At 23.2% G+C, this 24,878-nt stretch carries 28 protein-coding genes; 10 read left to right on the forward strand and 18 right to left on the reverse strand.

The window, feature by feature from the left end; genetic code table 4:
* Positions 1-47 precede the first annotated feature (47 nt).
* Positions 48-998 (forward strand): IS30 family transposase, encoded by a 951-nt coding sequence (locus tag AACL05_RS06275; RefSeq protein WP_338960236.1) that lies wholly within the window; start codon positions 48-50, stop codon positions 996-998.
* A 57-nt stretch (positions 999-1,055) separates the two neighbouring features.
* A complete protein-coding gene (locus tag AACL05_RS06280; RefSeq protein ID WP_338985891.1) occupies positions 1,056-3,089 on the forward strand; it encodes a hypothetical protein in 2,034 nt (677 codons plus the stop codon).
* Between the two features lie 4 nt (positions 3,090-3,093).
* On the opposite strand, the gene AACL05_RS06285 is transcribed toward AACL05_RS06280, so the two are convergent.
* Together AACL05_RS06285 and AACL05_RS06290 are read right to left on the reverse strand one after the other, a co-directional pair.
* Complete coding sequence (locus tag AACL05_RS06285; protein ID WP_338960750.1) at positions 3,094-3,384, reverse strand: hypothetical protein; 291 nt, start codon at positions 3,382-3,384, stop codon at positions 3,094-3,096.
* Between the two features lie 16 nt (positions 3,385-3,400).
* On the reverse strand, positions 3,401-3,577 hold the full coding sequence (locus AACL05_RS06290; protein WP_338960753.1) for a hypothetical protein: 177 nt from the start codon (positions 3,575-3,577) through the stop codon (positions 3,401-3,403).
* Positions 3,578-3,876: 299 nt separating this feature from the next.
* Here AACL05_RS06290 and AACL05_RS06295 point away from each other — a divergent pair, with 299 nt between their 5' ends.
* Together AACL05_RS06295 and AACL05_RS06300 are read left to right on the forward strand one after the other, a co-directional pair.
* Positions 3,877-4,626 carry a UPF0236 family transposase-like protein gene (locus tag AACL05_RS06295; protein WP_338985892.1) on the forward strand — a complete coding sequence of 250 codons (750 nt, stop codon included), beginning with the start codon at positions 3,877-3,879 and terminating at the stop codon, positions 4,624-4,626.
* A 146-nt stretch (positions 4,627-4,772) separates the two neighbouring features.
* Entirely contained in the window at positions 4,773-4,994 is a 222-nt protein-coding gene (locus AACL05_RS06300) for a hypothetical protein (protein ID WP_338985894.1), read from the forward strand.
* Positions 4,995-5,725: 731 nt separating this feature from the next.
* Here the strand turns inward: AACL05_RS06300 and AACL05_RS06305 are convergent.
* A complete protein-coding gene (locus AACL05_RS06305) occupies positions 5,726-6,235 on the reverse strand; it encodes a hypothetical protein (RefSeq protein WP_338960755.1) in 510 nt (169 codons plus the stop codon).
* 190 nt (positions 6,236-6,425) lie between these two features.
* On the opposite strand from AACL05_RS06305, the gene trpS reads away from it, so the two are divergent.
* On the forward strand, positions 6,426-7,451 hold the full coding sequence (gene trpS, locus AACL05_RS06310) for a tryptophan--tRNA ligase (RefSeq protein WP_338960758.1): 1,026 nt from the start codon (positions 6,426-6,428) through the stop codon (positions 7,449-7,451).
* A 12-nt stretch (positions 7,452-7,463) separates the two neighbouring features.
* Positions 7,464-8,339 (forward strand): Cof-type HAD-IIB family hydrolase, encoded by an 876-nt coding sequence (locus AACL05_RS06315; RefSeq protein WP_174481248.1) that lies wholly within the window; start codon positions 7,464-7,466, stop codon positions 8,337-8,339.
* 239 nt (positions 8,340-8,578) lie between these two features.
* Here AACL05_RS06315 and AACL05_RS06320 read toward each other — a convergent pair whose 3' ends face one another.
* The 3 genes from AACL05_RS06320 to AACL05_RS06330 form a co-directional block, all read right to left on the reverse strand.
* The gene (locus AACL05_RS06320; RefSeq protein WP_338960761.1) at positions 8,579-8,839 is read right to left on the reverse strand and encodes a hypothetical protein; all 261 of its coding nucleotides are present in this window, start codon (positions 8,837-8,839) and stop codon (positions 8,579-8,581) included.
* 92 nt (positions 8,840-8,931) lie between these two features.
* Positions 8,932-10,002, reverse strand: coding sequence for a hypothetical protein (locus tag AACL05_RS06325; RefSeq protein ID WP_338960764.1), 1,071 nt, complete (start codon positions 10,000-10,002; stop codon positions 8,932-8,934).
* Between the two features lie 75 nt (positions 10,003-10,077).
* Entirely contained in the window at positions 10,078-11,352 is a 1,275-nt protein-coding gene (locus AACL05_RS06330) for a hemolysin family protein (protein ID WP_252320658.1), read from the reverse strand.
* A 135-nt stretch (positions 11,353-11,487) separates the two neighbouring features.
* Here AACL05_RS06330 and AACL05_RS06335 point away from each other — a divergent pair, with 135 nt between their 5' ends.
* Positions 11,488-12,135, forward strand: coding sequence for a hypothetical protein (locus AACL05_RS06335; protein WP_338960769.1), 648 nt, complete (start codon positions 11,488-11,490; stop codon positions 12,133-12,135).
* Between the two features lie 241 nt (positions 12,136-12,376).
* On the forward strand, positions 12,377-13,066 hold the full coding sequence (locus tag AACL05_RS06340; protein WP_338960772.1) for a hypothetical protein: 690 nt from the start codon (positions 12,377-12,379) through the stop codon (positions 13,064-13,066).
* A gap of 741 nt (positions 13,067-13,807) precedes the next feature.
* On the opposite strand, the gene AACL05_RS06345 is transcribed toward AACL05_RS06340, so the two are convergent.
* Genes AACL05_RS06345 through AACL05_RS06355 form a run of 3 tightly spaced genes read right to left on the reverse strand, consistent with a single transcriptional unit; the run spans position 13,808 to position 14,936 of the window.
* On the reverse strand, positions 13,808-14,101 hold the full coding sequence (locus tag AACL05_RS06345; protein ID WP_338960775.1) for a non-canonical purine NTP pyrophosphatase: 294 nt from the start codon (positions 14,099-14,101) through the stop codon (positions 13,808-13,810).
* Positions 14,095-14,403: a non-canonical purine NTP pyrophosphatase gene (locus AACL05_RS06350; RefSeq protein WP_338960778.1), complete on the reverse strand. Its 309-nt coding sequence runs from the start codon at positions 14,401-14,403 to the stop codon at positions 14,095-14,097. The genes AACL05_RS06345 and AACL05_RS06350 overlap by 7 nt, the downstream gene beginning before the upstream one ends.
* Positions 14,403-14,936: a cob(I)yrinic acid a,c-diamide adenosyltransferase gene (locus AACL05_RS06355; RefSeq protein ID WP_338985895.1), complete on the reverse strand. Its 534-nt coding sequence runs from the start codon at positions 14,934-14,936 to the stop codon at positions 14,403-14,405. The genes AACL05_RS06350 and AACL05_RS06355 overlap by 1 nt, the downstream gene beginning before the upstream one ends.
* Before the next feature lie 83 nt (positions 14,937-15,019).
* On the opposite strand from AACL05_RS06355, the gene AACL05_RS06360 reads away from it, so the two are divergent.
* Entirely contained in the window at positions 15,020-15,823 is an 804-nt protein-coding gene (locus AACL05_RS06360; RefSeq protein ID WP_338960784.1) for a phosphotransferase, read from the forward strand.
* A 50-nt stretch (positions 15,824-15,873) separates the two neighbouring features.
* Here AACL05_RS06360 and AACL05_RS06365 read toward each other — a convergent pair whose 3' ends face one another.
* From AACL05_RS06365 to topA, 4 genes are all read right to left on the reverse strand, one after another.
* Entirely contained in the window at positions 15,874-16,176 is a 303-nt protein-coding gene (locus tag AACL05_RS06365) for a hypothetical protein (RefSeq protein ID WP_338960787.1), read from the reverse strand.
* 137 nt (positions 16,177-16,313) lie between these two features.
* Positions 16,314-17,246 (reverse strand): riboflavin biosynthesis protein RibF, encoded by a 933-nt coding sequence (gene ribF, locus AACL05_RS06370; protein WP_338985897.1) that lies wholly within the window; start codon positions 17,244-17,246, stop codon positions 16,314-16,316.
* Entirely contained in the window at positions 17,191-18,114 is a 924-nt protein-coding gene (gene truB / locus AACL05_RS06375; protein ID WP_252320746.1) for a tRNA pseudouridine(55) synthase TruB, read from the reverse strand. The genes ribF and truB overlap by 56 nt, the downstream gene beginning before the upstream one ends.
* 9 nt (positions 18,115-18,123) lie before the next feature.
* On the reverse strand, positions 18,124-20,085 hold the full coding sequence (gene topA, locus AACL05_RS06380; RefSeq protein ID WP_338960793.1) for a type I DNA topoisomerase: 1,962 nt from the start codon (positions 20,083-20,085) through the stop codon (positions 18,124-18,126).
* Positions 20,086-20,331: 246 nt separating this feature from the next.
* Here topA and AACL05_RS06385 point away from each other — a divergent pair, with 246 nt between their 5' ends.
* Positions 20,332-20,760 carry a hypothetical protein gene (locus AACL05_RS06385; protein WP_338960795.1) on the forward strand — a complete coding sequence of 143 codons (429 nt, stop codon included), beginning with the start codon at positions 20,332-20,334 and terminating at the stop codon, positions 20,758-20,760.
* Between the two features lie 168 nt (positions 20,761-20,928).
* Here AACL05_RS06385 and AACL05_RS06390 read toward each other — a convergent pair whose 3' ends face one another.
* From AACL05_RS06390 to AACL05_RS06410, 5 genes are all read right to left on the reverse strand, one after another.
* Positions 20,929-21,453 carry a hypothetical protein gene (locus AACL05_RS06390; RefSeq protein WP_338960798.1) on the reverse strand — a complete coding sequence of 175 codons (525 nt, stop codon included), beginning with the start codon at positions 21,451-21,453 and terminating at the stop codon, positions 20,929-20,931.
* A gap of 27 nt (positions 21,454-21,480) precedes the next feature.
* Complete coding sequence (locus tag AACL05_RS06395) at positions 21,481-21,891, reverse strand: hypothetical protein (RefSeq protein ID WP_338960801.1); 411 nt, start codon at positions 21,889-21,891, stop codon at positions 21,481-21,483.
* A 54-nt stretch (positions 21,892-21,945) separates the two neighbouring features.
* Positions 21,946-23,004 (reverse strand): MSC_0882 family membrane protein, encoded by a 1,059-nt coding sequence (locus AACL05_RS06400; protein WP_338973901.1) that lies wholly within the window; start codon positions 23,002-23,004, stop codon positions 21,946-21,948.
* A gap of 19 nt (positions 23,005-23,023) precedes the next feature.
* Positions 23,024-23,350 carry a hypothetical protein gene (locus AACL05_RS06405; protein ID WP_252320774.1) on the reverse strand — a complete coding sequence of 109 codons (327 nt, stop codon included), beginning with the start codon at positions 23,348-23,350 and terminating at the stop codon, positions 23,024-23,026.
* A gap of 105 nt (positions 23,351-23,455) precedes the next feature.
* The gene (locus tag AACL05_RS06410) at positions 23,456-24,637 is read right to left on the reverse strand and encodes a prolipoprotein diacylglyceryl transferase (protein ID WP_338985899.1); all 1,182 of its coding nucleotides are present in this window, start codon (positions 24,635-24,637) and stop codon (positions 23,456-23,458) included.
* Positions 24,638-24,878: the final 241 nt, after the last annotated feature.

Consider the following 24,878-nt stretch of genomic DNA (forward strand, 5'->3'; position numbering starts at 1 on the left):
ATTTCATAATGCTAAATTTAGTTTAGAAAAAAGTAAGGAGTTTTTATATGAGTTATAAACATCTTGGCATAGATGAAAGGATTTATATTGAGAATCAATTGAAATTTAAATTTAAAATTAGTGAAATAGCTAAAAATCTTAATCGAAGTATTAGTACTATTATTCGAGAAATTAATAGAAATAAAGATAATAATCATTATTTTTCATTAATTGCACAAAATAAAGCTGAAAATCGAAAACAATCACATATTAGTTTTCATAAGTTTAAAAATAAGAATTTAGTAAAATATGTACAACAAAAATTACTATTAGGTTGATCACCTGAACAAATTTATGGCAGAATTAAAAATTTTCATAAAGAGTGAGTTATTAGTTTTAAAACAATTTATACTTGAATTTATTTTGGAATGCTTGATAAAGTTACTAGTAAAAATTTAAGAAGAAAAGGTAAAAAACGAAAATCTAAAGAAAATCGTGGCAAGTTTAATGGTAAATCAATTAAAGAACGAGATATAAATGTTAATGATCGTATAACACTTGGTCATTGAGAAGGAGATACTATAGTATCATCACGAGGTAAAAGCAAATCATGTTTAATAACTTTAGTTGAAAGAGTATCACGATTTACTTTAGCAATATTAGTTAAAAACAGAACTACTAAAGTTATTAATAAAAATGTTAGTTATTATTTATCAATTCTTCCTAAAAACATTGTTAAAACTATTACTTTTGATCGTGGCAAAGAATTTTCAAATTGACAACAACTTGAAAAAAATTTAGATATAAAAATTTATTTTGCCAATCCATATTCACCTTGACAAAGAGGTACTAATGAAAATACTAATGGTTTAATTAGAGAAAAATTTCCTAAAAAATTTATTTTTTCAAAAACTAATAAAAATGAAGTTCATAAATTTATATTGTCTTTAAACCAAAGACCAAGAAAAATACTAAATTATCTTTCACCAATCGAATATTTGGATAGAAAAATAATTTAGTTGCACTTACCTTTACAATTTAGCATCCCGAAAATAACCAATTAATAGGAGAGAACAATGGAAAACAACAACAAACCACAAACGAAGTTTCCACAGAAACAGACTAAACTTAATCAAGCAGAAGTAGAAAATGATTATTTAATTGATAATATTCCTTATGATTTTACAAATATGATGGGTGCTACTAGTGACCCAGATATTAATAGAGCATACGATGAATTTAAAAAAAGAACAATATATATTTATGAAATTGAACGTTTATTTAAAAATAATGAAAATAATAGTTTAAAATTTTCAGCAAATACTATTAAAATAGGTTTTATTGATATTGATAAAGTATTAAAAACTACTGCTGTTGAAACATCTGATTTTACTATGCAATTAAATCAAAGAGCAAGTACTAATATTAATGATAATACAATTGAATATAGTATGACTGATATTAAAAATTTAATATTTCAAGAAATAAATTTATTAAATCAATTTAAATTATATGCAGTTAGTATAAATGAACCATTAAATGAAAATAATATTGATAATTTATATATCATTAATAACTATTCACAACCTTATCAAAATCCAAAAACAAGAAGTACTAAAAGTATTACTATTATTAAAATTAAAGATTTTAAAACAAGAGATGGTTATCCAATTATTATTAAATTACAAAAACCATTAGATAAAGATACAAAAGTTACTGATTTAAAAATTAAAGCCCCTAGAAGCATGATTTTTGACAATATAAAGGTACTTGGTGAAGTTGATAATATGAAAGTATACCCAAAATTATTTGTTAAAGACAAGATAGCATTTCCACTATTATCAATGCCTATTGAAACTCAACCAAAAGTTAGAATATTACAACAATGATTTAGTGAACAAATATTACCATGAAATTTAGCAAAACAATTTATCGGGCAAGAAAAATCAGTTTTAGATTTAATTGCTATTGGTGGTGGTAGAGAAACAAGAAAAGAAATAATTAAAAACGCAAGAGTTACACATGCTTGATTAGGATATTTTTTAAGTTCTTATTCTTTTGGAGAATGACCATTAAAAGAAAAGAAAGAACTTAAAGATAAAGAAGTATGAAAAATTCAGAGTGGTCCAATTGGAAAAGAATATACAAGTATTGCAACATATGATAAATTTGATGATGTTGAACTTGAAATAAGTGACAAACCACCAATTGATAGTTTACAACAACTGTTATTAGATATGCTAAGTTATACCTATAATTATAATAGAAATTTTGATGGTGCAGAATATGATGAAAAAGGTAAACCTAAAAATGATATTGCAAAATTACGTGCAAAATTTGAAGGACAAAAACCTGATGAAGTTATTACAAATTTATTTAAAAAATGAGAATTAGATTATCCAAATTATATAAATTTACCACAAATGAAAATATTTAAGCAAATATTTATTATGTTATCGAAATATATTTATTCATCATTATCAATTAATAACGGTTTAAATGATGATAATAAAATTTTATTGCCATATTATTTTGAATTAAAATCAAATCCTATACATTCTACTAAGGATGATAGTTGAAAATATAAAGATATAAAAGTTATATTAAAATCGATGTATTTTGATTTTACAGATATTAGTAATATTAAATTAAAAAATAATGATATTAGTCAAAATGAATTATTTAAACTAGATGATAACCAATTTAATTGATTATCTATAACTAATGAATTAGAGACAAATAATATTCCATCATTAATTCCTGCTGATTGAACATTAAGTAATGGTGAATATGGAAAATATTTTACAAGAGTAATCATTAATAATAATAAAATTGAAAATATTTTAAACTTATATGGTTCAAATAAATCTCAATTATTTTCAAAATTAGAATTTTATAAAGAAATTTCAAAAATTGATAATGATAGTGAATTTGAATTACAAATTGAAAATCCGATTAATAACTTAAATCGGATTGAAATTAGTGGGATATTTGGTTCCGAAAATTATAACTTAATTTTAATAACTAATAACAAAGAAATTAATTTAAAAACAATTAATTTATTTGATAAATATAATGAAAATATTTCTTATATAAATATTGAAATTTAAATTATTAATTAAAATATCAATTTGGATATTTACCATTTCATTTTATATCATCTGTATGTTCTGGATTATTAGCAAAATATAATATAAAAATGTCTTTACTTGTATGTGTATCAACTCAAATAGTAGTTGTTCCATATACTATTTCTCCATTTCGTTTGAAATAGTGTTTAACATGAGTGCCTATATTATGTGTAATTACCCCACTCATAATTAGTCCTATGGTTCCAGTTGTTGCTCCAATTAGAGCTAATGCTAATGTTATTTTATTTAAATTTGTTTTTATTCATGTTTTCATATAAATTTCTCCTTTATTATTTATTAAATATTATCAATATTGGTAAAAATATACATATTATAATAATATGAGTAATAATTGAAATTTTTAATCTTTGTTTATACTTTTGAAAATAAGATATTTTTCTCTTTTCTGTTTCTATTTCTTTCTTTAAATCTTCTATAATTTTTTCATAATCTTTTGCTTCCATCATTTATTTAAATCTTCCTTTTTTTTAATTTACTTATAAATTGTACTATTTTTGATTATTTTTACAAGTATGCTTTTAAATGCAAAATAACACCTAAATTAAAGGCGTTTATTTTGTGAGACCTTATACTATTAATTATATGTAACTTGTTTATTATATTTTAAATATGAAAGTGGTTTTTTAAATAATTTTTATTTTATTTAAAATGACACTTATATATTTATATAATAATTAAGTAAATTAATTTTTTAAATATATTTAGAATAAATTTAGAATTTTTTAAAATAGTTAGGAGAAAAAATATGAGTTTTAATTACTTATGAACTTTAAATGAAGCAACTAAAAGAATGTATCAATCATTTAGAGAAGATGTAAAAAATCAATGAGAAAAAACAGATTGAAGAATCTTAAAAGAAAGAGATAGAAAATATATTCCAGTTAAAATTAAAACAAGAACTAGAAATACTATCAATGGTCTTGTTACTTATAAATGTCGTGATTATAAATATTATGATGAACAATTAAAAAAATGAGTTCCTATTTGTTTATTAGATGAAAAATTGCAATTACCTAAATACAAAAGGACTTGTCAAGATATCAAAAATAATGTTATTGAACATTTTGCAGATGGAAAAAAATATCGTGATATTTTACATACTATGAAACAAACAAAATTTAGTACAACAAGTATTGGAAGAGTATTTCAAGAATATCAAGTCAATAAATTAAATGTTCCTAAAATAAAATTAGAACCAAATCAATTTATTTATATTAGTATTGATGATGGACATCGAAAATTTTGAAAATTTAAACGTAATTCTGGTAAATATTCAATGCGCTTAGTATTATTTTGTACAGATAATATTAATCATAAATTAGTTAATAAAAGAGTAGATGTAATAATAAGACCAATAAAAACAGCAATTGGTGTTAAAAAAACTGCTGAATTTATTTTACAACAAGGAAATAGATTTTTTGAAAATTTTGACCAAGCAAAATTATTATTTGTGGTGATAGTGCAGAATGAATTAAAGATGTTGCTGATTATTTAGGTGCACAATTTGTTTTAGATAAATTCCATTTAGTTAAAAAGTTATATGTAGGAATAATTGCTGGAAATAAAGGAAAATATTGAAATGAATATAATACTTGTAGAAATTTTATTGAAAATGGTAAATATGATGAGTTAATAAAATATATGAATGAAATATTAAAAAATCATAAAAAATTAAAGAAACAGTATTTTAAAAATAATAAACAAGGTATTCAAAATCAAGGTGCTAAATGAAATATAGGTACTTTTGCTGAAAGTAATATTTGATATATTTTAAAAGAAATGCTTGGTAATAGAACATATAGTATAAATATTTATATTAAAATGGTTATTTTTAAGTGTAATCTTATAAATTCCAAAACATAACAAAAATTATTATTTTTTATTAAAATATTAAAAACTTATTAAATTAAAAGTTAATAAGAATTTTTGTTGTGTATAAATATTAATTTTATTATTGATTTTTTCAATATTTGTATTTTAATTGAAATTAATTTAATTTAGTAGTAAAATTTATCTACAATTGCATATAATTACAATTATTTTTTGTCTATAACTTGAAAGAAATGTTTAAAAGTAATTATATCCTCCGTTTTTGTTACCGTCCCAAGTTAATATTGCAATAACACGACGTCAATTACTATCTCTTCAATCTTGTAAAAGTAAAAGATTCAGAAAATATTTTTCAGAATCTTTTACTTTTAAATTAATATCTTTATCATTACTTTCAATTTCTTCTTCTAAACGAGAAATTGAATTAGTTTTTGCATCTATCTTGTCATTTAATGTTTTAATATTTAAATTTATTTCATCTATTTTTGTGATTAATTGTTCTTTAGAAGTTTCATTATCATTAAAAATAGATTGTATTTGACCGTTATTTACATCAATCTCTGTTGTTAATTGTTCCTTGTTTTTTTCTAATCTTTCAATTTGTAATTCAAAATCACTATTATTATCAATTTGTAAAATTTCTTTATAAAATTGTAATTTAGAAAATAATTGAGATTTATTAGAACCATATAAATTTAAAGCATTATTAATTTTATTTTTATCAATAATAGTTCTTGTAAAATATTTTCCATATTCACCATTACCTAGTGTTCAATTTGATATGGCATTAATGCGGGTATATTATTACTTTCTAATTCATTTGTAATAGATAATCAGTTAAATTGATTATCATCTAATTTCAATAATTCATTTCTAATTCTTTCTAAGGTTCTTCTGTTATCTACTCTGTCTAGATTTCTGTTTTTTATATCTTTACTAGTTTCTTTACTTTCAACTTCTAAAGTATATATATTTTCATTAACTGCTTTTAATTTATCAGTCATCTGATTAACATATTGTTCAATAAATATTTTTTTATCTTCACTATCTTTGATATTTCTTAATTGACTTTCAGCTTTCTTCAATATATCTTCTAGTTGTTTTCTTTCAGATTCAAAACTTGCTTGTTTTTCGGCAATATTTTGTTTCTTGATTTCTAATTCCTCAAGTTTTAACCCAAGAGTTTGAAGATATTCTTTCACATTGTTTCGATCTTTTATTTTCTTTAAATATTTTTGTAAATCATCCTTATATTTTTCTTCTCCAAATAACATAAAAAAACTCCTTTATAAAGTAAAAAACCCATTACTCTTAAAAAATAAAAGCTATGGGTCAAAAACTATTTTTAATTTATGTTTTTATTATATCAAAATCAAACAAATTTTAATATAATTAATTGAATTATTTAACTTTATCATTGATAATTAATTATATTAAAAAAATAATTTGGAGGAAGCAAAATATATGGCTCGTATTATATCCGGAATAACTAGCACTGGAAAATTAACTCTTGGTAACTACTTGGGAGCAATTAATAATTTTTTAAAATTGCAAGAAGAACATGAACTCTTAATATTTGTTGCAAATTTACATGGATTAACACTACCAATAAAAGCACAAGAATTAAGAGATAATATTAAAGATATTGCCGCTTGATATTTTGCTGCTGGTATTATACCAAATAAATCTCATATTTTTATTCAATCTGATGTTTTAGCCCATAGTCAATTAGGATATATATTATTATGTAATAGTTATGTCGGTGAATTAGAACGAATGACACAATTTAAAGATAAAAGTCAAAAAATGACAAATCAACAAAATAAAACGATTAGTATTCCAACAGGTATTCTTACATATCCAGCATTAATGGCTGCTGATATTTTACTATATGACGCTGATTTTGTGCCAGTTGGTGTTGATCAAACTCAACATTTAGAATTGACAAAAACTTTAGCAACAAGAATGAATAACAATTATAAAACTGATTTATTCAAAATTCCTAAAATCATTATTGATAAACAAGCACAGAAAATTATGAGTTTACAAGAACCTGAAAAAAAAATGTCAAAATCTGATACTAATCTAAAAAATACTATTTTTTTAAGCGATAGCAAACAAGAAGTTACCAATAAAATTAAAAAAGCAGTTACTGATTCAGAAAATATTATTAAATTTGATCCAGAACATAAGCCTGGAGTTAGTAATTTATTAACTATTTATGCTAGCATTACTAAAAAAGATATCAAAACTTGTGAACAATACTTCAGCAATCACAATTATGGTTTTTTAAAAGAAGAAGTAATTAAAGTAATAAATGATTTATTAGAACCAATGCAAAAAAAACACCAAGAATTTATTAACGAAAAATCATCACAATTAGCAAAATATTTAGAAGAAGGTGCAAATTTTGCTAATAATATTGCTACTAAAAAATTAAACTTTGTTCAAAACACAATGGGTATTAATTTTATCGAGAAAGAAAGATAGGAGGAAGAGATAATGTCTTTATACAATAAAAAACAAAAACATTTAATCCTAGTTGATTTAGATGGTACTCTATTAAAAAGTGGTGGTCGAGAAATTCATATTAATACTAAAAAAGCACTAATTGATGCTCAAAAACAAGGTCATATTGTTTGTATTGTCACTGGTCGACCTTATCGTGGATCAATTAAATTTTATCGTGAATTAGGTCTTAATACATTACTATGCAATTTTAATGGTGGGCATATTCATGATCCAAAAATCAAAAAATTCAAACGATTAGTTTTTCCAATTTCTGAAACAATTGTTAAACATATTTTAAATGAAGACTATATTTTTCAACAAATTGAAAACGCGGTTATTGAATATTACAACAAAGCAGTATGTTGAAAAAAAGATGATTTCTTTGAAACTTATTTTCATTTAGATACTATTGAGAATGATACTTTTACAATTAGTAAATTAATTCGTGATTGAAAAGGGAGCGCTAATGCCATTTTAATTGAATTTAAAGAAAATACTAATCTTGATCAAGTATATCGTGACTTAGAAAAATATTCAAACTCAATTAAGGTAAATACTTGAAATCGCTATGATAATAATAAACTAATCTTTGAAATTTCAAGTAAATTTATTGATAAAGGAATGACAGCTCGCATTTTGGCTCAATATTATAATGTTGATATTAGAGATGTTATTGCTTATGGTGATGAAATTAATGATAAAGAAATGTTGATGGAAGTTGGCTATGGTGTAGCAATGAAAAATGGTAATATTGTTATTAAAAGTATTGCCAATGATATTACTACTAAAACTAATGATGAGGGTGGAGTTGGTGATCATTTATCAAAATTATTAAATCTTTATGAAGAAAGTGAAATTTATATTTAATAGGAATGAAAATATATTAACTATTATTTCTATATTTGTAATATGATATAGTTTTTAAAAATTAATATAAGTTTTTAACCTATTTACTTTATTTTTAAAGTAAATAGGTTTTTATTTAAAAAAGTTTTTTTATAAATTTAATATACTAAAATAAAAAAACCTATTGTTTTATTTTTTAAAACAATAGGGCATTAATTTCTACTAAATATAAATATTTTAATACTATTAATACAAAAAAACTATAAAACTTCTAAAGGCAAGAAGTCAAAAATTTCTGGGTGATTGGCACAAAACTTTAATTCCGAATCATTTTTTTGTTCTTCAATTTTAATTTTTAATTCATTTAATTGCTTTTTTATTTTAAGTAATTGAGCAGGTGCTGGTGGTTGTTTATCTCATTCATCAAATAATATTTTACCTGTTTTAAAAAGTTTTTCATACTGACATTTTAAACAACTTTTTTGCTGTGATTCATGATCATGGATATTTTTGCCAAACATAAAATTACCTACTTTCCTCAATTCTTTTATTAAATTTATTATACCAAATAATAAAAAAGGAAAAATAATTCTCCTTTTTAACTAGTAAAATGCTATAAAACCGTTGGTAAATAATGTAAGAAAAAACTATTTTCTAATTCTCATCCTCAATCACGCTGATTCTGGGGCGTTAAAATTCACCTAGCAAAACTTTCGGCAAAAAATTCATCATCAAGATTTATATTATATTTACCATTAAATCAGGCACTACGACCATAATTACTATTAACTGTTATTAAACCAAATAATAATTTTTGCTTAATATTAGTTAATTTTGCTTGTTGACCTAAATAATCAATTAAATATCAAGTACGATCATAAATTTGTTTGTTATCATTGTTAACGGTTAGTTTATGAGAAACTGATGTCATATTAGTATTAATATCACTATAACTGCTATCTGGTCACTTTCAATTAGCATTAAATGAATTTCTTTCATCAGCACTTAAACCAATAAAATTACTTAAAACATGACCATATTCGTGAGTTGTAACACTAATTATTTGATCTGAAGATCAAAATCCCTCTTGAAATTGTTGATCAATTAAATTAATATTTGCAAATTCAGGACCATAACCCATACGTTGATTATCAGCTTCTGAATTAAAAGCAGTTCATGCTACTGTGCTATCACTTACAGCAACTGGTGCTACTTTTTGAATTAGTTTAATAACAGTGTTTTTATGAAAAACTTTAGCAAAAATATTATAAAAACGTAATTGTTGTTGCTCTGCTAATTGTAATTGTTCATTATTTAAACCAGCTTTTTTATACATTTCAACTCAATTAACATCAATGGTTTTACCACCAATTTTAGTATGAGTTAAATCATATTGTAAACTATCATAATTACTTCAAATTACATCACTTTTATTATTATCATACAAGTTATTAAATTCATCAATACTTTCTTTACTTGCCATTTGATGGATTTTATATTCATATTTTTTTACCATCTTTGCATCTTCTGGTGAAAGTTTTCATTTTAATAAACTAGCATTAGCATCATGCTTATTTAAATAGACATAATGATCACTGTCTGGAGAAAACGTTAACATTAAACCATTAACTGTTACAAGATTTAATGTTGTAATCATAGTTACTAATTTAATACCTTTTTTCATAATTAACCTCCCCTTCATATCATAATTATAATTATGATTTTACATTGTAGCATTTAAATAAAAATACTGCACTAACTACTCTCATTTATTTTTAATTTTTTTATTAGTAAAAATTTCAACTTCAAAAACAGCAAATTCTTTGCGAACCTTTATAACTTTAAATGAAAAATTTCGAAATTTTAAAAGTGGGCTATTTTTCCTTACTTTCTTTACTTTTGTTTTAAACATATATCATTCTTGGACAGTTTGTTTATTATAATTTGGAGGTTTTCTTTTTAAATAACGTTTAAATAATACTTCAAGTTTTGAAGAACCATCAACACGAAACTTATGTGTTCCTATTTCTTGTATCAATCCAATTTCATCAGTTTCATCATAAATTTCACCAACTAATTCTTCAAGAATATCTTCAAGTGTAATAATACCATTAAAATCTTTTTTATCTTTATTATTGCAGACAATAGCCATATGCATTCTTTCGGTTTGTAAAATTTCCAATGCTTCATTTAACTTAGTACGCTTAGAAATAAAAATTGCTGGTAACATTAATTGTAATAAATCTGGATTTTCATTTTCTAACATATTAATAATAAATTCTTTAATATTTAAAATACCAATTACATTTTGATTAACATGATCTAAAACAGGAATTCTACTATATTTTTCTTCTAAATATAGATGTTTAATAACTTTAGGTGGCGTATCATCATAAATATATTTAATTTTACTTTTGGGATGCATAGCTTGAAAAACTGATTTTTCATCAAATTTAATTGCAGATTCAATTAAATCACGTTCTGCTTTTTCAAGAACTCCTTCTCTTTCAATTATTGAAATCAGTTCAATAAGTTCTTGTTCAGAACTTGTTGGTTTTTTACTTTTAAATTGAAATAAAGTAACAATAAAAGTTATTGGATAAAAAATAATATTAAGAATATACAAAATATATGCATAATTTAAAGCTATTGTCTCAGGATGTAATTTTGCAACACTTTTAGGTATAATTTCACCAATAATTAAAACAACAATTGCCGAAACTAAAGTTGATATTAAAGGACCATAAGTAGGAGAAACATGAAAAGAATCAATAAATAATATGGTACTTAAAGTACCAATTCCAACATTAATTACTGTGTTACCAAGTAAAATTGTTGTTAAAGTTACATTATAATTTTTAACTAACTTAAATACAATATTAGCACGACGACTTTTCTTACTACGTAATTTACCAATAGATTTAATTCTTATAACATTTAAAGAAGTTAATGATGTTTCAGCAGATGAATAAAAACCACTTAAAAATAATAAAACTAGCAATATTATTAAATAAATATACCAATTACTGTCCATATAAAAAAAAACTACTCCTTTTGATTTTTATATTGTTATTAAGATTATAACATAGTATACTTAGTACGTTATATTTAATTATTAATTTATTACTCATATAACTTTATGATATTATATTGAAGGTGATGAAAATAAATGCGTAAAAAATTTGGACTAATAGCAGCCTTAATAATAGGCACAACAACCAGTTTACAAGTTAGTGCTTGTACAGATGATTCAAAATATCAAGAATTTATTAGTGATGTTAATAGTGGGTATGCTTTTTTTGGTATCCTTGGTGCTGCTGATAATCCACTTTCTAAGCAAATTATTGACGGTTTACACACAATGCAAATCAAAAATAATAATGTACCAAGTAAATGAGATAACTGATTAACAGAAAAGAAAACTGAAATAAACAGTGTTACTACTAATGGGACTATTGATATTAAAATTTATGAAAAATCTCCTTATGCCAACCCTAGTAGTGATATTGTTAACCAATTTTGAAATGATAAAAAAATTAGTTGACAACAACAAATTTATCATTGACTACTTGACCATAAAATTTCTGATAATAGTTCAGCACCTGTTGCTGATTCAGGTGTCAAGGAAATTCAAAATCCTGTTGATAAAGAAAGAGCATTTAAAACTTTACCAATTGTTTTTATTGTTAATAAAGGTAAACTAATAACTGTTGGTCAAGAATGAGGAACTATTGATGGTCCAAATCAGTTTTTTGATCAACTAACAGCTTTAATCACAGGTAATCTATTAAAAACTGCTGCTAAAAAAACTATATAATTTTTAAAAGAAGATAATTATATATCTTCTTTTACTTTTTTATTTCTTAATATTTTTTATTCCATTTTTTATAAATTGATATAACTAAAATACGTGTTTATTTTTTATTGTATTTTATTTATAAGGTGCTAAAATTTTAGTAGATAAGCAGATTTAGTAAAAATATCAATAATTCTAAACATTTCTAACTCATTACTTTTTTTAAAGTAATGAGTTTTATAGTTAAAAAGAGGTATCTAAAATGAATGATTTACTTATTAATAATACCAGTGAATTGGTAACTTTTAATACTAACAGTACAGATCCTACTAATATAAAAAATATTACTTGAAAAAATTCTATTCAAGAATACAAAAATAAAGTTGAACAAACATATCAAAATTTTTTAAAATCACAAGAATGAGGAAAAAAGTTAAGACAACAAATAACAACGCCATTAACAACAACTAAAAACAAAAATAGACATAAAAAAAGAAGCACAAATATATTGGTATCAACACTCACAACTGAACAAATACAAAGATTATCAACAAAACAAATAAAATGATTAACAAATTGACAAATTAAAACATTTACAGCAGAACAAATAAAAAGTTTTACACTTCAACAAATACAAGCACTCACAAGTGAACAAATACCCGCATTAATGCCACATCAAATTGAACAATTTACATTTTGACAAATCTCTGCTTTTACAACAGAACAAATACAAGTACTAACAGAAAATCAAATACAAGCATTATTACCTGAACAAATACCAAGTTTTACAAGTGAACAAATACCCGCATTCACCAAAGAACAAATTGAACTCTTTACAAAAGAACAAAAAGAAGTATTTTGACCAAAACAAGTAATCACAAAAATTAACACCATGGATTCGCAAAATCAATCAACAACAACTGAATTTAAGCCAAATTTACCAAAAATGTAAAAAAAGATTGTAACTTTTAAGTTACAATCTTTTTAAAAATCAATTTAAAATAACTTATATTGAAATAAAATTAAATTTTTGACTACTATTAATAGTAGCCTCTCGTTCAGCATTTTCTATTATTTCTTGAATATTAAAAAAACTATCATAACTAATACTATGTTTTAATATTAAAGTTCAGCACTACCAAAAGTATTATATGTTCTAGTAAATCCAATAACAACTACTTCTTATAAATGAATCAACTTCATTTTGCGTTATTTTTTTATATAAAACCATTCTTTCATTTTTTAAAAATATCACTAAAAAATAAGCAAGTAAACTATTACTAAAATGATATAACTAACATAGTATCTTTACTAAATTTTTTTAATTTATCTATTTTACTTAAACTATTATTTAAAATAGTTTCTAAACAAAAATTAATCTTTAAAAAAGAAAAACTATAAAAAAGAATTAATTAATTCACTACTAATAAAAGTAGTGGGTCTCATAATAAAGTCATTTCATCCATTTACAAATTCAAATTTGGTAGTATTTTTTCAATAGTTAGTTATTGCCACAATTGGTGACATAATTATTGAAACTGTTCATGATAAACTAATTAAACTAAATGGTTTTATTCCTGATTTTCAAATAGGAGTTTAATATTATTGTTATTACCAGTTAATAATGGTAATTATGAATCTGTTAATGATTATGACAAAATTAAATCATCCTTTTTATTTTCATTTTAACTATCTAATTTTCTTCTTGTAAAAATGTTAATAATTGCTCAATTGCTGAATTACGATGAGAAATTTTATTTTTATTTGCTAATGACAATTCACCTAAAGTAGCATGTACTACTGGAACATAAAATATTTGATCGTAACCAAAACCATCATTACCTTTTATCTCAGTAGTGATTTCACCTTCAAGTTTACCAATAAATGCTTTAGTAATCTTATGATCAAAATCAACATAAGCAATAGCAGAAATAAATACTGCTGCACGATTAGTTTCACCTTCCATTTGTTCTAAAATGTCTAACATTGCACATCATGATAGGACATTTCTCCCTTTCATCGTGCTGAGTTAATACCAGGAAAATTATTTAAAGCCAATATTTCTAATCCTGAATCATCAGCAATAACAGGACCATTCACTAATTTTGCAAGTGTTGTTGCTTTTAAAATTGCATTTTCAATAAATGATGTACCTGTTTCATTAATTTCAAGAGGAGAATTAAGATCTAACATTGATTTGACATTATATCCCTTTGTTTGTAATATACTCTTTAATTCATTAATTTTACCGATATTATTAGATGCAAACCATAAGGTTTTAGCAGTCATTAATAATCAATCCCTTCACGAGCAATTTGACCTTGTTCAAAATAATGTTTAATTGATTTAACTTCACTAATTAAATTAGCACATTGCTCTAAGGCAAAAGATGCATATCTACCAGATAATGCAATTTCAATATATCTTTTTTTATTTTTTAAAATTTCAATTAAGTCTTGTTCTTTAATCAAATTATTTTGAATACACCCTAAAATCTCATCAACAACAATAAGATCAGTATTATCACTTTGACTTAACAGTTTTAATCTAGTAAGACCATAATTAGTTTCTTGTTTTAATTTATTTTTTTCTTCTTCATCCATTTCTCAAAAAAATTTTTGCGAAGATTCATAAAAACTTTCAATTTTAAGTTTAGTATTTTGTTTTAAAAAATTAATTTCACCAGAAGGACGATTTTTTAAAAAACGTAAGTAACTAACATTAAGATTATTACCCAATGCTCTAATTACCATACCATTAAGAATTGAGGTTTTACCTCTTCCTTCACCTTTATAAATATGAATATAACCTTTTTTTAACATACTATCACTTACTTTCAATAATTTTTATTTAATAAATTGTATAATTTTATTACGGACAATACAAGCAAAATAGAGGTGTCATTTTGAAATTTAAAACTATTAAACCACCATATCAATTAGAACTATTAAAAACAAAGGGTTTAACCAATGACTTATTTTTAGTAAATAAACATTTTTTTTTAAAACAATCTAAAGATATTTTGCAACCTTTTTTGAATTTTACAAATCAAATTAATGTTATTAAATTAATTAAATCAAAAAAAATTACATTACCTATTAATGAAGTCAATATTAATAATAATAAACTATTAACCTTAATGCCATATTATCATAATTTAATTAATTTAAGCGAACAAATAATTAATAAACAAATATTAGAACAAATTTCATCATTGGTAAAACAACTACATAATATTAAATTTGATAATAAATCATTAATTAAAACTTGAAAAGGCTTAGAACAACTTAATTTATACTGTAATTTAACTACTAGTAATCCTTGCTTAGAAAAAATAACCAGTGAGGTAATCAAATGAATTGCTACTTATCAACCAACAACAATTGTTTTATCTCATAATGATTTAACATTAAATAATTTTGTTAAAAAAAATAATTGCTGATATTTAATTGATTGAGATTTTGCCTGTTGAAATGATGAATTATTTGATATTGCCTCTTTTGCTTCTGAAAGTTTAACTTCTGAAACCGAAATTAATACTTGATTTAATTGTTTTAATTTAAATAATGAACAAACAATTATTGTCAAAAAATGAATGAATTATCAAAATTTAATTTGATATTATTGAGCTTGTTATTTATACGAACAAACTAATTTAAATATATATAAAGAAATTAGTGAAAGTAAATTAACTAATCTATTAAAATAAGTTATTTAAATAATTCATCATTTTAAGTCTGATTATGTAGTTTTAACTTCTTAACAAATTGAACCATAATTAGGTAATTTATTAGTAGTCTGTTTTTTTTGTTCAATTTGTTTTCCTTGTAAATTTATTTCTACTATATTATTAACAGCTGAAATGTTTGATTCTATTTCAATAACTATACATTTATTATTTGAAGTGTGTTCTTGTAACAATGGCATTGTTTCATCATTTACAATTTGACAATTATCATTTGAAGTAATATTTTTATGTAAATTTTCTTTATAATCACAGTTTGCACAAATTTCATTATTATCTTTTATTTGATTTATAAATTCTTTTACTCAATATTTCATTATTTATTTACTCCCTTTTTTCTTTTTTATTTTTCATTAGCATATACAATAAAATTTAATTTTACTGGAAATAGTTTTTAATAAATAGTATTTATAATGTTTAATAATTATTGTAAATATAAAGAATATCACAATTATTATGGCTTTAATAATTTACTACTAGAATTAGCAAAATATTTAATTGTTTCTATTAAATCTTTATCCACTTGTTTTTTTAAATCATCTAAATTAGTAAATTTTAAATTATCACGAAGAAAATCTAAAAATCTAACTTTAATGATTTTTCCATATAAATCTTGATTAAAGTTTAATAAGTAAGTTTCAACTAACGGCTTATTATTACGTAACATAATTACTGTCATACTTTGATATCATTTATTATCTACTTCAGTAAGCGTAATATAAGTAGCAAGACCTGGTAGTGCATAGTTTGTTAATAACGATAAATTAGCAGTTGGAAAATTAATCGTTCTAGCCTCTTTAATACCATGAACTACTTTACCACTAATTGTATATGACTCTTGTTGTAAACAAAGATTAGCACTACTAATATCTTTATTTTGTAAAAGTTGTTTAATATAAGTTGAAGAAACTTTGTTATTATTAACAATAATATCATTACAAAGATAAACTTGTAATGAAGATTGTTGTAATGTTTTAATATTACCTTGCCCTTGATAACCAAACCTAATATTTGGATTAACAACTACTGCTTTAACATTATTTGCCAATAATCACGAAATAAATTGCTCTGGTGAAAGTGTTGCTATTTCTTTACTAAACTTAATTTCCCAATAATAATCAAAATTATATTTAGCAATTGTTTTAATTTTATCTTCATTACTTAATAAAACCTCATTATTTTTATTACTAATTACACTTTGTGGTTTTCTATCAAAACTAATAATACATGTTTGATAATTATTTATTGTTGAATTAACTAATAATTGTTTAAATAAGGCTTGATGACCTTGATGAATACCATCAAAAAATCCTCAACAAGCAATAATTGGTTTAGACATCAATTTTTGATTTTGAATATTTAGATTTTTCAATTTTAATATCTTCATTACATTTAAAACCTCGTTGGCTTACGTATAAATTATTTTTTTGATTACGATAAATAGCTAATGGCAAATGTTCAGAATTAACAACTAAAACATATGGCTCATTAGTACTATCAATAACTAAAGGTTTACCATCAATAACACTTTTACTATTATCAACAACAATCGCTGGCATAATATTTTTAACACCATCATAAATACTAATATGATTTTTACTAACTGTTTCTTCATTGATAACATCTAAATTTAAGGCATTACTTAAATCAAAACCCGATTGATGAATTCTTCTCAAATAAGTTAAAGTTGCTGATGTATGTAAAATTCTAGCAATGTCAGTAACCAAAGCTCGAACATAAGTTCCTTTTGAACATACTACTTCAAAAGTAACTAAATCATTATTAAAACTAATTAATTTTAAAGATTTAATATAAACCTTACGTTTTGGTAATTCAACAGGAATATTCTCGCGAGCATATTCATAAAGTTTTTTACCATTAATTTTAACTGCTGCATAAGCAGGAATTATTTGCTCATATTGACGATTATTATAAAATTCAAGTGCTTTAACAATTTCTGATTCTTTTAAATCAAGATGTGGTTTTGATTCAATAATTTTACCAGTAATATCGCCGGTGTCGGTTTTTAAAAATAGTTGCATTTTTGCAATGTAAACTTTATCACTTTTTAAAATAAAATCACTAATTTTGGTTGCTTCATTCACAAGTACTACCATTAGTCCTGTTGCTAAAGGATCTAACGTACCTGTATGACCAATTTTATTTAATTTCAAACGTTTTTTAATAACAACAAGACAATCTTGTGATGTCATAAATGAAGGTTTATCTATTAATAATATATAATCTTTTAACATGCGTTTCACCTACTTTACTTCTTTATCAGAAGCTATTTCTTGATACTTTTCAACATGTTTACAATTTGGATAATTAGTACATGCTAAAAATTTTCGATTTTGTTTTGAAGATTTAACAACCATTCAACCATCTGTACATACTAAACAAGGTTTAATTTTTTCTAATTGTTTTTGAATATATCGACATTTTGGAAATGCTGAACAACCGTTAAATTTACCATATCTTCCTGTTCTTTGCACAAGTGGGGCACCACAAAGTGGACAATCTTGATCTAATAAAACTGGTTTAATTTTAAACTCAGTCATTTTATCAAAAGCATCATCAATCCTTGGTTCAAACTTAACTCAAAAGTCTTTTACTACTTGATGCATATCAAAATTACCATGAGCAATTTGATCTAATTGAGTTTCAACTTGTGAAGTATATGTCTCATTAATAATATCATAAAAAAACTCTTGAAGTTTATCATTAGTTAAAAGACCTTTCTCAGTAGCTTTAAAAGACTTATTTTCAATAATAACATAACCGCGTTCTTTAATAGTGTTCATAATTGGATTATAAGTTGATGGTCGACCAATTCCTAGTTCTTCTAATGTTTTAATTAATTTAGCTTCTGTGTATCTTGGTTTTGGTTTAGTAAAGTGTTGCTGTAAATTTACTGACTCAACTTTAATAATTTGATTTTTTTCAAATTTTGGTAAAACTAAAAGTTCTTCATTTTCAAGACTTTCTATATCAAGCGTTAAAAATCCTTTAAACTTGATTTGTTGTCCTATTAAACGAAATTGATAATCATTATTTTTAAATAAAACAGTAGTACTAATTAATTGTGCTGGTGCCATTAATGAACTAAAGGCACGAAAATAAATTAAATTATAAAGTTTTAATTGATCTTTATTTAAAAAATCAATAGCACGTTTATTATTCATTGTTAAATCAGTTGGTCTGATTGCTTCATGAGCATCTTGCACATTTTTTTTATTAGTCTGTTCTTTCTTCTGCCCAAGATATTGTTCACCATATTCATTAACAATTAATGTTTTGGCATTTTCAATAAATTTATCATTTAAACGTATTGAATCAGTACGAGGATAACTAATAAATCCGATAAGTGTTCCATTAACATCAATTCCTTCATACAATTGCTGAGCAATAAGCGTTGTTTTAGCAGTACTAAAATTTAATTGCGTTGATGCTGCTTGTAATAAACTACTAGTAGTAAATGGATTTAATGAATTACGCTTACGATTTTGTTCAGTAACAGAAATTACTTGATAACTATCACTTAATGCATTTTTAATAGCAACTGCTTCTTGTTCATTATTAATAACTAACAGTTCTTCTTTATATTTTTCACAATTTAATATTATTTTTTTTTGATAAGTACTATTAATTGTTCAAAATTCTTTACTAATAAAATTAGTAATTTCACGTTCTCTTGTTGCTATTAATTTTAATGCTACTGATTGCACTCTCCCTGCACTACGTGAACCGATCTTTTTTTGTAATAGATTACTTAAGCGAAAACCAATGATACGATCAACCATTCTTCTTGCTTCTTGACTACGAACTAATGATAAATCAATACTATGTGGAGATTTAAATGCTGTTAAAATTGCATCTTTAGTAATTTCATTAAAAGTTATTCGTGATGATATATTACTTGTTGCTAATACTTGATCTAAATGATAAGCAATTGCTTCTCCTTCGCGATCATGATCGGTTGCTAGATAAACATGAGTAATACTTTTTAATTTACTTTTTAATTCTTTTACCTTTGGCATTTTTTTGCGATCAATTTTGTAAATTGGTTCAAAAGTTTCTAAATCAATTCCCAAACCATATTGACCTTTAATTGCTAAATTACGAATGTGTCCATCCGAAGATAACACTAAATAATCATTACCTAAATATGATTGTACTGCTTTACTTTTAACTGGAGATTCCATGATTACTAATTTTGATGGCATCTTATATCTTCCTCTATATATAATTTATTAACTTTATTCAAATACTATTTTGTAATATATATAACTTTAACGCGAAAGTCAATATTTTTTTGGATATATGCTTTTTTATAAAAATTTTAAATAACTTATTAACAATTAATATATAAATTATGCTATATTTATTTAGTAAAAATTTAATATAAGTTTTTATCCTATTTATTTTTGTAAATAAATAGGTTTTTATTTTGATTTGAAAGGAACATAAAAATGAAATTTTTAAACACAAATGAGAGCGAAATTAATTCTGAAATACTTTCTAATTTATTAAAATCAATACTTCCAAATAATCCTCTTACAGTGGGATTAGTGTGTCTTGCTGGTGGAATTGGTTACTATTCATGAAATTTTTACAAAAATAAAAAACAAGAATTAAATATAAAAGTAATAGAAAAAAATGAAAATGAAAAAAAATATTTAGATGAATATAAAGAAAAAACTACATTAGACTCAAACAATCTAGTAAATAATGAAGCAAGTAATATAAGTAAATATGAATGTAATATAACATTAGATAATAACAATAACAAAAATGTTGAAGAAGAATATGATATGTTAGATGATGCAAAAGAAGCAATAAATGATGAAGATGAATGAGCAATAATTGATTTACCTTCTTATGGAAGTAATCATATTTAAAAATTTAATTATAATAAAAGTTACCATTAGGTAACTTTTATTATAATATGTCAATCTATAATCATTAATTTCATCTACTAATAATTGTTTTCTAAAATTCTTTTATTGCTTTCATAAAAAATAAATTTACTAAAATAATCATTTCAAAATAAAAAAAATAATTTTGTTTTAAAGAATAAAAAAATAATCAATTTCATTATTAAATTTGGAAAATTTTAAAGATATTTCAAAAATATAATATCAAATATCGGGAACTGAATTATTTAATATTATTCCAATTACCTTTTCATCAGTTTTTTGAAATTTTTTTCACTTATTAATTTTATCTTCAACTATTTTAATTAAATTAATTCAATTTCTATAAAAATTTCCACCTTTTTGTTCATTAATTTGTTTATCTAACTTTTTACCAACTTTTTCAAAATCTCTTACTCCATTAGGAAAAACAAACAACACAGGATTTAATTCAACAATTTCAAGTCCTAATGTTTTTTTATTATTTATATTTTCTAAAATAAAATCTGGGCCATTTAATCTACCTTGTTCTTTTGTAGTACCTATATATTCTTTTAAAATATAATTCTTTCTTATAATTATAGGAATAGATAAATAATGTGTAGATTCATTAAATCATCTAATTTCACTATCAATATTATGCACTTTTGAAAATTTTTCGGTAATTGGTTGTTTCAAAAATGTATTAGGAATTATTTTTTTAAACTAGGTTTTTAAAATGTCAATACCTTTATTATCATGGTAACATCTTAATCATTCATCATTAGTTTGATTATATATTAAAAAATCAAAAAATCATGACTCTATTATTTTATTTGAACAAGGAATTAAAAAATCAATAATCTTAAGTTTAGTTAAATAAGAAAAATATATTTCAAATAAATGATTTTTGCAAAAATCAGATGCATATATAGAGTTACTAAATTTAAATAACTCTTGTTCTTGTTCTAATTTATTTAAATTTGTTAAATGTTCAGAAATCATTTTTTTAAAATAATTTAAATCTAAACTATGACTAAAAATATTTTCTTCACAACTTTTAAATTGACATTTTTTATTTTGGAATTCATTGAAAGTAATTGTTTCTCTTCCTCATTTATTTAAATTTTTTGACATAATTAACACCTTATAAAAATGATTATTACTATATATATATATTATAAATAATAACTACTTTTTCTTTCTTCTTTTTAATACAAATATTGGAATAACAATTGCAAAAAATATTAAAGCAGTAAAACCAATAGTAATAATCATACATATTCTATTTATCTTTTTTTTGTACTGATTTAACTCTTGTGGATTAATAATTTCATAGCCATAATAACTTATAATATTACGTTTACGAAATTTAAAAATAACAATATTAATCATATGAATAAAGAAAATAACACCTAAAATAATTGTTAATGTTATTGCATCTTTAATAATATCAGGAACATTAACTGTTCATTTTTGAATAATAAAAGTTAATTTCTGACCACTAATCAAAAACATAATGCCAATAATAATACCAAGAACAATATAACTACTAATACTTATTCAATTAATAATTATCAAGTTAGCATGAATTTTACGATAATTTCTAATTATAAAATTAGGAGGTAATAGCGATCCTTTTAGTGTTCTTTCAATATATAAATCCACTTCTCTTCTTAATGTCACAAATTCAATAATATTAATCAAAATAATAGTAAGAGCAATAATTGCTAATGGAATAGTAATTACAGGATGAGGAATAATTTTTATGTTAATCATACCAAAATATAAACCAATAAAAGTTGAAGCAATAATTAATGTCATAACACCAATAAATAATAAAATCAATTGTTTTAGCTTCTCTGATTTAATTTCTCTGCTAATTGGTTTTGGAATTTTAAAACTATTTTTATAACTAACTATTTCCATAGTATTAAATGTTTGTGGTTGATCATAATACATATCTTTTTCTTTAGTAAAGTTTTCATTGATCGGCACTGTCTTTTTTTCTTGTAAAGGTATTATATAAGAACTAGTAACTTGTATATTTTTACCATCATATTTTTTTTCATTATAATCGTTTTCATTAAAATCAGAATTATGAATATTTTCTTTATTTTTATTAATTGGTGGTACAACATTGCTAAAATAAGTGTTATTATTAGTTGATTTTTGATAATCTTCTTTATCTGATAACCTATTTTTTTGTGAAAAAAATTTATCAAATAATTTAAATTTTATTTTAGACATATACATCACCTACATTTAATTAGTTAAAATATTTTTTTGTCTTTTTAGAAATATGTTTACTTGAATAAAATTTTCTTTGTAATTTGGCAATTTCATGTTCAATTTCCAAAATTTTATCTTCAAATTGATAATCTTTTTCTTCTAAACTTAAGTATCCTTTAATAGAAATCCTTTTGCGTAAATACATTATTAATAAAATTGATAATAATAACAGAAAAATCAAAAGTGCTAACCCACCCATTGAATATAAAAAAGTAGTAATTGGAATCTCAAAACCTAAAAACTTAATGGTATTAGTACTACTATCATCACTTACTACTGCTAACACTAATTTCACCTCATACATTAGTATATAAATATTATAACAAAAACACCAAATCTAATTAATATTATCTATTTAATAGCTTATTTTCTGTTATAATAATTATTTTAATAATAAAAAAGAATATTATTAATATTCTTTTTCATATGTTCATCCTTCGCTACGTAAATATTTTGCTGCAACAAATTGTGCAAATATTGCTAGAAACAGACCAAAGAAAGTAATCAATAATAAAATTGTATAATTAAGGATTGGACGATTAATTAAAAATAAATCTTCTGGTGGGCGCTGTAACTCTAAAATAAATCTAATTAAATTTCATCCAAAAAAATAAAGTCCCATTTGAACACCTGCATGCATCATTCGATAATGATGTGGATTATTTATTTCATAAAGTTTTTTGCTTTTATTTATATAATCATTAATTTTCTTACCAGAAGGTTTGACTTCTGCTAATGCTTTATTTACTACATTTTTTGGTACTTGATTATAATAGTAAACTTCATTTCACATTTTAATTCAAGTCAAATGCTTTGGGTCACGATTTACTTTATTTCAATATTTTGGATTAAAAGTTATTTTTCCTCAGTATTTAAAATTATCTTTAAAATCAAATTGAAACTTATCTGGTTCCACTTTTCATGGCTTTTTACCAAATCGTTTACCAAGATTTGGAACAATAAATGTAATCGCTAATCATAAACCTAAATTAGCAATTGATTCATAAAGAAATATTGGTGCACGATAAACAATTTCACCATTAATCGTTTCGGGATTACCACTTGGTCCACCAATTAATTTAAAACAATTATCACGAATAAAAGCAGGTAATCATGATAATGAATCATAACTTACAACGTTACCAAGTAATTCATGATTAAAGAAATTACCTCAACGTCCTAATATCTGCCCTAATAAAATATTAGGAATAATTAAATCGCCATATATTCATAATGATATTTTATACTTACGACCAACAAAGTAAAAAATAATTGCACCAGCAATAATGCCAAATAAAACACCACCATGAATAGACATCCCTGGTTTTCAAAATGCAAATTTTTCAAAAAAACTAATTGACTTATCAGGATCATCCTTACCAAGAAAACTAGCACCAAATAATGAAGCAGGAATAATAAATATTATTGATCATGCTAAAGAATCAGTAGGAACACGATAACGTTTAAATTTTACTCAAGAAGCAATAATTGAAGCAAAAATACCTGACATAATAGCAAATGCATAAACATGAAATCATCCACCATAAGTATCAGTAATGCCGTGAGGTCCAACAAAATCTAAATTTAACATAACAAACACCTCACTTACAAAACCATCTTTTAATATAGAATACCATAATAGAATACCATAACTAACTAAGAATCACAATATAAATAAAGACAAACAATACATATTGCATATATAATTTTGATAAAGTGTAATTGTAATTCACATTTTTTTAGATTTTTTATTGTATATTATTTTTTGCAAATATAAACTTAAATTAAGATTTACCAAAAAACAAATACAAAAAATAATGTATTTTTGATAA

This window comes from Spiroplasma endosymbiont of Thecophora atra, from assembly GCF_964019735.1.
Classification (GTDB): Bacteria; Bacillota_I; Bacilli_A; order Mycoplasmatales; family VBWQ01; genus Spiroplasma_E; species Spiroplasma_E ixodetis_A.